General features: G+C 72.5%; 7 protein-coding genes. 4 read left to right on the top strand and 3 right to left on the bottom strand.

The annotated features are described in order from the left end of the window. Nucleotides 1-58 precede the first annotated feature (58 nt). Together ACJA3G_RS26015 and ACJA3G_RS26010 are read right to left on the bottom strand one after the other, a co-directional pair. Nucleotides 59-1,333: a VWA domain-containing protein gene (locus ACJA3G_RS26015; RefSeq protein ID WP_406555476.1), complete on the bottom strand. Its 1,275-nt coding sequence runs from the start codon at nucleotides 1,331-1,333 to the stop codon at nucleotides 59-61. A gap of 98 nt (nucleotides 1,334-1,431) precedes the next feature. After that, nucleotides 1,432-2,109 carry a helix-turn-helix domain-containing protein gene (locus ACJA3G_RS26010; RefSeq protein ID WP_406555475.1) on the bottom strand — a complete coding sequence of 226 codons (678 nt, stop codon included), beginning with the start codon at nucleotides 2,107-2,109 and terminating at the stop codon, nucleotides 1,432-1,434. Between the two features lie 304 nt (nucleotides 2,110-2,413). On the opposite strand from ACJA3G_RS26010, the gene ACJA3G_RS26005 reads away from it, so the two are divergent. From ACJA3G_RS26005 to ACJA3G_RS25990, 4 genes are all read left to right on the top strand, one after another. Beyond that, complete coding sequence (locus tag ACJA3G_RS26005) at nucleotides 2,414-3,130, top strand: hypothetical protein (RefSeq protein ID WP_406555474.1); 717 nt, start codon at nucleotides 2,414-2,416, stop codon at nucleotides 3,128-3,130. Between the two features lie 237 nt (nucleotides 3,131-3,367). Further along, entirely contained in the window at nucleotides 3,368-4,396 is a 1,029-nt protein-coding gene (gene tdh / locus ACJA3G_RS26000; protein ID WP_406555473.1) for an L-threonine 3-dehydrogenase, read from the top strand. A 39-nt stretch (nucleotides 4,397-4,435) separates the two neighbouring features. Continuing rightward, nucleotides 4,436-5,617 (top strand): glycine C-acetyltransferase, encoded by a 1,182-nt coding sequence (locus tag ACJA3G_RS25995; protein WP_406555472.1) that lies wholly within the window; start codon nucleotides 4,436-4,438, stop codon nucleotides 5,615-5,617. Beyond that, on the top strand, nucleotides 5,614-6,528 hold the full coding sequence (locus ACJA3G_RS25990) for a LysR family transcriptional regulator (protein WP_406555471.1): 915 nt from the start codon (nucleotides 5,614-5,616) through the stop codon (nucleotides 6,526-6,528). The genes ACJA3G_RS25995 and ACJA3G_RS25990 overlap by 4 nt, the downstream gene beginning before the upstream one ends. Nucleotides 6,529-6,609: 81 nt before the next feature. Here ACJA3G_RS25990 and ACJA3G_RS25985 read toward each other — a convergent pair. Beyond that, nucleotides 6,610-6,975, bottom strand: a 366-nt coding sequence (locus tag ACJA3G_RS25985; protein WP_406555470.1) for a hypothetical protein, incomplete at its 5' end; no start/stop codon positions are given.

The following is a 6,975-nucleotide window of genomic DNA, read 5'->3' as shown; positions in this document are numbered from 1 at the left end:
GGGGCGAGCAGGGCGGCGCCGGTGAGCAGCGCGGCCGTCAGCATCCTCGGGGTACGCATCAGTTGGTCCTCCAGACGGCGACGCGCCAGCGCGAGATCCAGCCCCACAGCAGACCGGCGACGAAGCCGGTGAGCACCAGGACGCCCAGCAGCCACCAGCCGCGGCCGAGGCCGAAGGCGGCGACGTCGGACGGCCGGTCGGGGCCGTCGACGAGGTCCACGGCCAGCTCGACGGGCATGCCCGGCGTGGTCTTCACCGACGGGGGCGCCGAGAAGGAGTTGCTGACCTGGAGGCAGACGGTCTCGACGGTGTTCTTGTCGTCGTCGTCCTTCGCCTCGGGCTTGGGATAGCGCAGGCCCGTCGAGATCAGGTCGGTGCGGCCGTCGCCCGCCTCGGAGCCGCGGACGATCTCCCGGCCGTGCCGGGTGACGGCCCGCAGCAGGACGCCGTAGTCGTTGTTGACGGCACGGTCGGCGCCGACGCTGACGGCGGCGCGGAGCTCCTGGCCGGGCTTGACGTCGACCCTGTACCAGCGGTGCTCGCCGAACGTCTCGCGGTCGGTGTACAGGCCGGGCTTGAGCTGCGGCGCGCTCGCGCAGCTCGCGGCGCCGCTGGTGGCCACCGGGACCACCACGGGGTCGGCCGCGCGGTCCACCGACTGCTTGACGCGGTCCTTGAGCTCGTCCTTGTGCTTGACCGAGGTGTACGTACCGCCGGTGGCCTGCGCGATGCAGGTCAGCTGGTCGCGGGTCTTGGCGTCCGGGTTGAGGCCGAGGGTGTCGATGACCAGGTGGATGCCCTGGGCGGCGATGTCGCGCGCCACCTCGCACGGGTCGAGCGGGGCGCAGGTGTCCTCGCCGTCCGTGATGAGCACGATCCGGCGGGTCGCGTCACCGCCCTTGAGGTCCTGGGCGGCGCCCTGGAGAGCCGGGCCGATCGGCGTCCAGCCGGTGGGGGCGAGGGTGGCCACCGCGGTCTTCGCCTCGGTGCGGTCGAGCGGGCCGACCGGGTACAGCTGGCGGGTGTCCTTGCAGCCGACCTTGCGGTCGTTGCCGGGGTAGTTGGCCCCGAGCGTGCGTATGCCGAGCTCGACCTCCGGCGGGACCGAGTCCAGTACGTCGTTGAAGGCCTGCTTGGCGACGGAGATCCGGGACTGGCCGTCGATGTCGCGGGCCCGCATGGACCCGCTGACGTCCAGCACCAACTCGACCTTGGGTGCGGCCTTCTGCGCGGTCGGCCCGTCGGCCGCGACCGCGTCGGCCGGGAGGATACCGGTGGCGAGGGTGGCGAGCAGCGCGCCCACCCCGGCCGCCAGCCGTTTTCTGGTGATCATCGCCGGATCCTATGGAAGATCGTATGCTCGCCCAAATCCAGCGGGCCGAATCCGGCTCCGGCGTGCCCGGTCCGCGGTGGCAGATGGAGGGCGGGCCGTCAGGGATCGACGCGCTTGACGCTCTCCAGGAGCATGTCCAGCCACTCGGTGACCTTGTCCCGGTGCTTGTCCGTGGGGAGTTGGGCGGCCCGCCAGGCGATCCCGCGCACCCCGTGGTCCTGGAGCAGCCGCTCCAGCGGGTCCTGGCCGGCGGGGGCGAGCGCGTCGAGTTCGCGCTCCCGGTCGTGCTCACGGGCGGCGAAGGCGTGCAGCAGCTCCTGCTCGGTGCGGAGCAGGGCGTCGGCGAGGGCCTCGCTGTCCTCGGCGGTGAGATAGCCGGCGTGGACCTTGAAGAAGCGCTGGATGGCGTCGCAGTGCTCCATGGTGGGGCGCCGGTCGCCGTTGATGAGCGCGCCCGCCTGCTGCCGGGACATCCCGGCGCCGGCGGCGATCTCCTGCTGGGTGTAGGGGCGGCCGTTGGGTTTCAGCCGCGAGCGGCGCAGCGCCGCGAACCGCTGGAGGAACCGGGCCTGGACGTCCGGCTCCCCGGCCGCACGGCCGTCGAGCAGGGCCTGGACGACATCGGCCGGGACCCCCGAGGCGTCGGAGAGCTGGTGGACGTCGAAGACCTCCGCCTGGCTCATTCCGAGCTTGCGGGCCAGGTCGCCGACGCGGGCGGCGATGTCCCCCAGCGGGCCCGTGGCCGCCGGTCCCGGATCCGAGAAGCCGTCCGTCACCAGTCATTCTCCTAGATCACACGAGTTGCTCCACACAGCTCGGACACACAGTGAATATGTCGGGAGGCTACTTGCTCACGCCGGGGAGAACCAGAACTTGCCACAGCTGTGGCGTATTTGAGGCGTTCTCGGGCCGGAATGCCACGATGGTTGACATCCTCTTGCGGACGGGAGCAGGATCGCAGCACGGTGCGAAGATCGACCTCTGTGCCATCAGGCCGCTGGGCCGGGAGGAAGCGGGGGACGGCAGGCGCACCGCGTGCCTGCAAGAGGAGTCGCGTTCTCGATGGCGAAAGAACCGTTGGTGAACAGGTCAACAGGCCCCGTGCCGAAGGAGGTACGGGACACCGCCGCCACCGCCACCGGCCAGTGGGACGCCGAGGCGCGCGCCTACGTCGACGACCACATCGCGATGATGGACGCCACGGATCTGCCGTCGTTCCTCGTCGACCGGGGCTGGAACGTCGTGCACGCCAACTCCGCGTACGACACGCTCTTCAGGGCGGTCGGCCCCCACCCCACCGCGATGCCGCGCGACAACTTCCTGCGCTTCGTCCTCTTCCACCCGCACGCGGGCTCCGTGCTCGCCCAGCACGAGACGAGCTGGTGCCTGCCGATGCTCGCGCAGCTCTCCAGCGCGCTGGAGGAGGACCCGCACGACCCCGGGCTGCGCGCCGTGCGCCGCGACATCGCCGACGACCCGCTGATGAGCGCCGCCTACCAGCAGGGCCTGCCGCACTGGATGCGGATGGTCGGGGCGGCGGCCGTGGACCACGACGGCGCCGTGCGGGCGGTGCGCCACCCCGACCCCGGCTGGGACGCCGTGGAGTGCCGGGTCCTCGACGAGTCCTCCGGCACCCTGGGCGAGCTCGGACTGCGCCGGGTCACCCTGGTCCTGCGCCGCGAGCCCGCGTCGCCCCGCGCGCACGAGCCCAGGAGCGCGCCCGGAAACGTGGTGACCACCCGGCGCCGGGGCCATCTGAGCGTCGTCCGCGCGGACGGGGCACCCGCCGGAAGCTGACGGCACACCGCCGGGCCGACACGCGCGGCGAGGACCGCCCGTGCGACGCGCACAGGACGCCGGTGAAGCTGCGTGACCCGGGTGGCAGAGGGGTGCGCCAGGGGCGCGTGAAGCTCGGCTGTTGGTCCGCTTAAGAAATCCTCGATGGACGTGGGCGGCTTCTGCTCGGCAGATTGGTGATCAGCCATGGAACCATGGCCCTTTCGCCCTCTTTGTACGCCCCGGGAGCCGCCCCCCATGAAGGCCCTTGTCAAGCAGCACGCCGAACCCGGACTGTGGCTCATGGACGTCCCGGAACCGGAGACCGGCCCCGGCGATGTGCTGATCAAGGTGCTGCGCACCGGCATCTGCGGCACCGATCTGCACATCCGCTCCTGGGACGGCTGGGCGCAGGGCGCGGTCAGCACCCCCCTGGTCCTCGGCCACGAGTTCGTCGGCGAGGTCGCGTCGGTCGGCGCGGACGTCCGGGACATCGCCGTCGGCGACCTGGTCAGCGGCGAGGGCCACCTGGTCTGCGGCAAGTGCCGCAACTGTCTGGCGGGCCGCCGCCACCTGTGCCGCTCCACCATCGGCCTGGGCGTGGGCCGTGACGGCGCCTTCGCGGAGTACGTGGCACTGCCCGCCGCCAACGTGTGGGTGCACCGCACCCCGGTCGACCTCGACGTCGCCGCGATCTTCGACCCGTTCGGCAACGCCGTGCACACCGCGCTCTCCTTCCCGCTGGTCGGCGAGGACGTCCTGATCACCGGCGCGGGGCCGATCGGCATCATGGCGGCGGCCGTGGCCAAGCACGCGGGCGCCCGCAACGTGGTGATCACCGATGTGAGCCCCGAGCGTCTGGAGCTGGCCCGCAAGGCGGGCGCCACGCTCGCGGTGAACGTGGCGGAGAGCTCCATCGCGGACGCGCAGCGCGTGCTCGGACTGCGCGAGGGCTTCGACATCGGTCTGGAGATGTCCGGCCGCGCCGAGGCCATGCGCGACATGATCGACAACATGACGCACGGCGGCCGGATCGCGATGCTCGGGCTGCCCGCGCAGGAGTTCGCCGTCGACTGGTCGAAGATCGTCACCTCGATGATCACGGTCAAGGGCATCTACGGCCGTGAGATGTTCGAGACGTGGTACGCGATGACGGTGCTGCTCGAAGGCGGCCTCGACCTCTCCCCGGTGATCACCGGCAGCTACGCGTACCAGGACTTCGACGCGGCCTTCGACGAGGCCGCCACCGCCCGCAGCGGCAAGATCATCCTCGACTGGACCGCCTGAGTCCCCTCGTCAGCCACTCGGCATCTAGGAGCCCGAAGCATGTACGCGTCCGTCCGCGACGACCTGCAGAACACCCTCGACGAGATCCGCGAAGCCGGTCTCTTCAAGCCCGAGCGGGTGATCTCCACCCCGCAGAACGCCTCGGTCGCCGTCCCCACCGGTGAGGTCCTGAACTTCTGCGCCAACAACTACCTGGGCCTCGCCGACCACCCCGAGGTGGTCGCCGCCGCCAAGGAGGCGCTCGACCGCTGGGGCTACGGCATGGCCTCGGTCCGCTTCATCTGCGGCACCCAGGACGTCCACAAGGAGCTGGAGGCGCGTCTGTCGGCGTTCCTCGGCCAGGAGGACACGATCCTCTACTCGTCCTGCTTCGACGCCAACGGCGGTGTCTTCGAGACCCTCCTCGGCCCCGAGGACGCGGTGATCTCCGACGCCCTCAACCACGCCTCGATCATCGACGGCATCCGGCTGTCCAAGGCCGCCCGGTACCGGTACGCCAACCGCGACATGGCCGAGCTGGAGGCGCGGCTCAAGGAGGCGTCGGGCGCGCGCCGCCGCCTCGTCGTCACCGACGGTGTCTTCTCCATGGACGGCTACGTCGCCCCGCTCCAGGAGATCTGCGACCTCGCCGACCGCTACGACGCGATGGTCATGGTCGACGACAGCCACGCGGTGGGCTTCGTCGGCCCCGGCGGCCGGGGCACGCCCGAGCTGCACGGCGTGATGGACCGGGTCGACATCATCACCGGCACCCTCGGCAAGGCCCTCGGCGGCGCCTCCGGCGGCTATGTCGCGGCCCGCGCCGAGATCGTCGCCCTGCTGCGCCAGCGCTCGCGTCCGTACCTCTTCTCGAACTCGCTGGCCCCGGTGATCGCCGCCGCCTCGCTCAAGGTCCTCGACCTGCTGGAGTCGGCGGGCGACCTGCGCGACCGGCTCGCCGCCAACACCGCGCTCTTCCGGACGCGGATGACGGAGGCGGGCTTCGAGATCCTGCCCGGCGACCACGCCATCGCGCCCGTCATGATCGGCGACGCGGCCGAGGCCGCCCGGATGGCCGAGCTGCTCCTGGAGCGCGGCGTCTACGTGATCGGCTTCTCCTACCCGGTGGTCCCGATGGGCCAGGCCCGGATCCGGGTCCAGCTCTCGGCCGCGCACTCCACGGCGGACGTGGAGCGGGCGGTGGCGGCGTTCGTCGACGCGCGGGCGACAATGGCGGGGTGATCGACCCGCGCCGGCTCCGCATCCTGCGCGCCGCGGCGGACCACCGTACGGTGACCGCCGCAGCCGCAGCGCTCTATCTGACCCCCTCCGCCGTCTCCCAGCAGCTCGCCGCACTGGAGCAGGAGACCGGCCACACCCTGCTGACCCGCAGCGGCAAGGGCGTACGGCTCACCGCGGCCGGCGAGATCCTGCTGGAACACGCCAACGCGGTCCTGGCGCAGCTGGAGCGGGCGGAGGCGGAGCTGGCGGCGTACGCGGGCGGCGCGGCCGGTGACGTGACCGTGGCGGCGTTCGCCACGGGCATCGCGGAGGTGCTGGCCCCGGCGCTGGCCCGGCTGCGCGGGACGCACCCCACGATCCGGGTGAGGGTGCGCGACGCCGAGGGCGACGCGTCGCTGCCGATGGTCCTGGACGGCGAGGCGGACCTGGCGCTGGCGGTCGAGTACCGGGGCGCGCCCCGGGAGGACGACCGGCGGCTGGTCCGGGTCGCGCTCTACGCGGAGCCCTTCGACGCGGTGCTGCCCGCCGGGCACCCGCTGGCGCGGGCGCCGGAGGTACGTCTGTCGGCGCTGTCCGAGGACGACTGGATCGGCCCGTACCCCGGCAACCCCTGCCACGACGTGGTCTTCCTCGCCTGTGAGCTGGCCGGTTTCGAGCCGCGCCTGATCCACTCCTCGGACGACTTCCGGGCCGTGGTGGCGCTGGCCGACGCGGGGGCGGGCGTGGCGCTGGTGCCGCGCTCGGCGCTGCGCGGCATGGAGCGGAAGGACACCGTGGTGCGGCCCGTGGCGGGCCCCGCCGCCACCCGCCGCGTCTTCGCGGCCGTACGCAGCGGCGCCGAGCACCACCCGTTGATCAGCCCGGTCCTGGACGCCCTGGCGCGGGCGGCGGAAGGTCTGACGACGGGCTGAGCCCGGCGGCGGGCAGCTCGGGTCCGCGGGGGCGGGGCGCGACGTCCCATCCGGGGTCGGCGCGAAGGGCGGTCGAAGAGGCTAGGTCCATGCCGGTGCCGTTCCAGTCAGCTGGCATACCACCAGGTAGAGCGGGATGGGGGGCGTATAAGGGCTGCTGCCCTCGGGGCGGTGGATCAATCGTCGTCCCGGGTTCGGCGGAACCTTCGCGTCCGGGGCGTAGCGGGCCGGGTGCGGCCAGGTCAGCTCGTGGTCCGAGCCGGAGGGGACGATCCACCACCAGCAGTCCGCGTCCGCGAAGACGCACCCCGAGCGGGGCAGCCGCGCCAGGACCCGGAAACCGTAGGAGGCGGGCACCGCGACCGCGTCGCAGCCCGCCGACGCCGGGAGCGACGGCGGCAGCACCAGTGTGCTGCCGCCCGTCGCTCCGGCGCCCCCTCGCGAGCC

It is taken from the genome of Streptomyces sp. YS-3 (assembly GCF_045257485.1).
Lineage (GTDB): Bacteria > Actinomycetota > Actinomycetes > Streptomycetales > Streptomycetaceae > Streptomyces.
The sequence above is the reverse complement of the archived record's forward strand: the minus strand, read 5'-3'. Positions and strand labels throughout refer to the sequence as shown.

Excerpts from the sequence above, each read along its gene's own strand:
- ACJA3G_RS26015 (WP_406555476.1), bottom strand. The coding sequence starts at position 1,333 with ATGATCACCAGAAAACGGCTGGCGGCCGGGGTGGGCGCGCTGCTCGCC.
- tdh (WP_406555473.1), top strand. The coding sequence starts at position 3,368 with ATGAAGGCCCTTGTCAAGCAGCACGCCGAACCCGGACTGTGGCTCATG.
- ACJA3G_RS25995 (WP_406555472.1), top strand. The coding sequence starts at position 4,436 with ATGTACGCGTCCGTCCGCGACGACCTGCAGAACACCCTCGACGAGATC.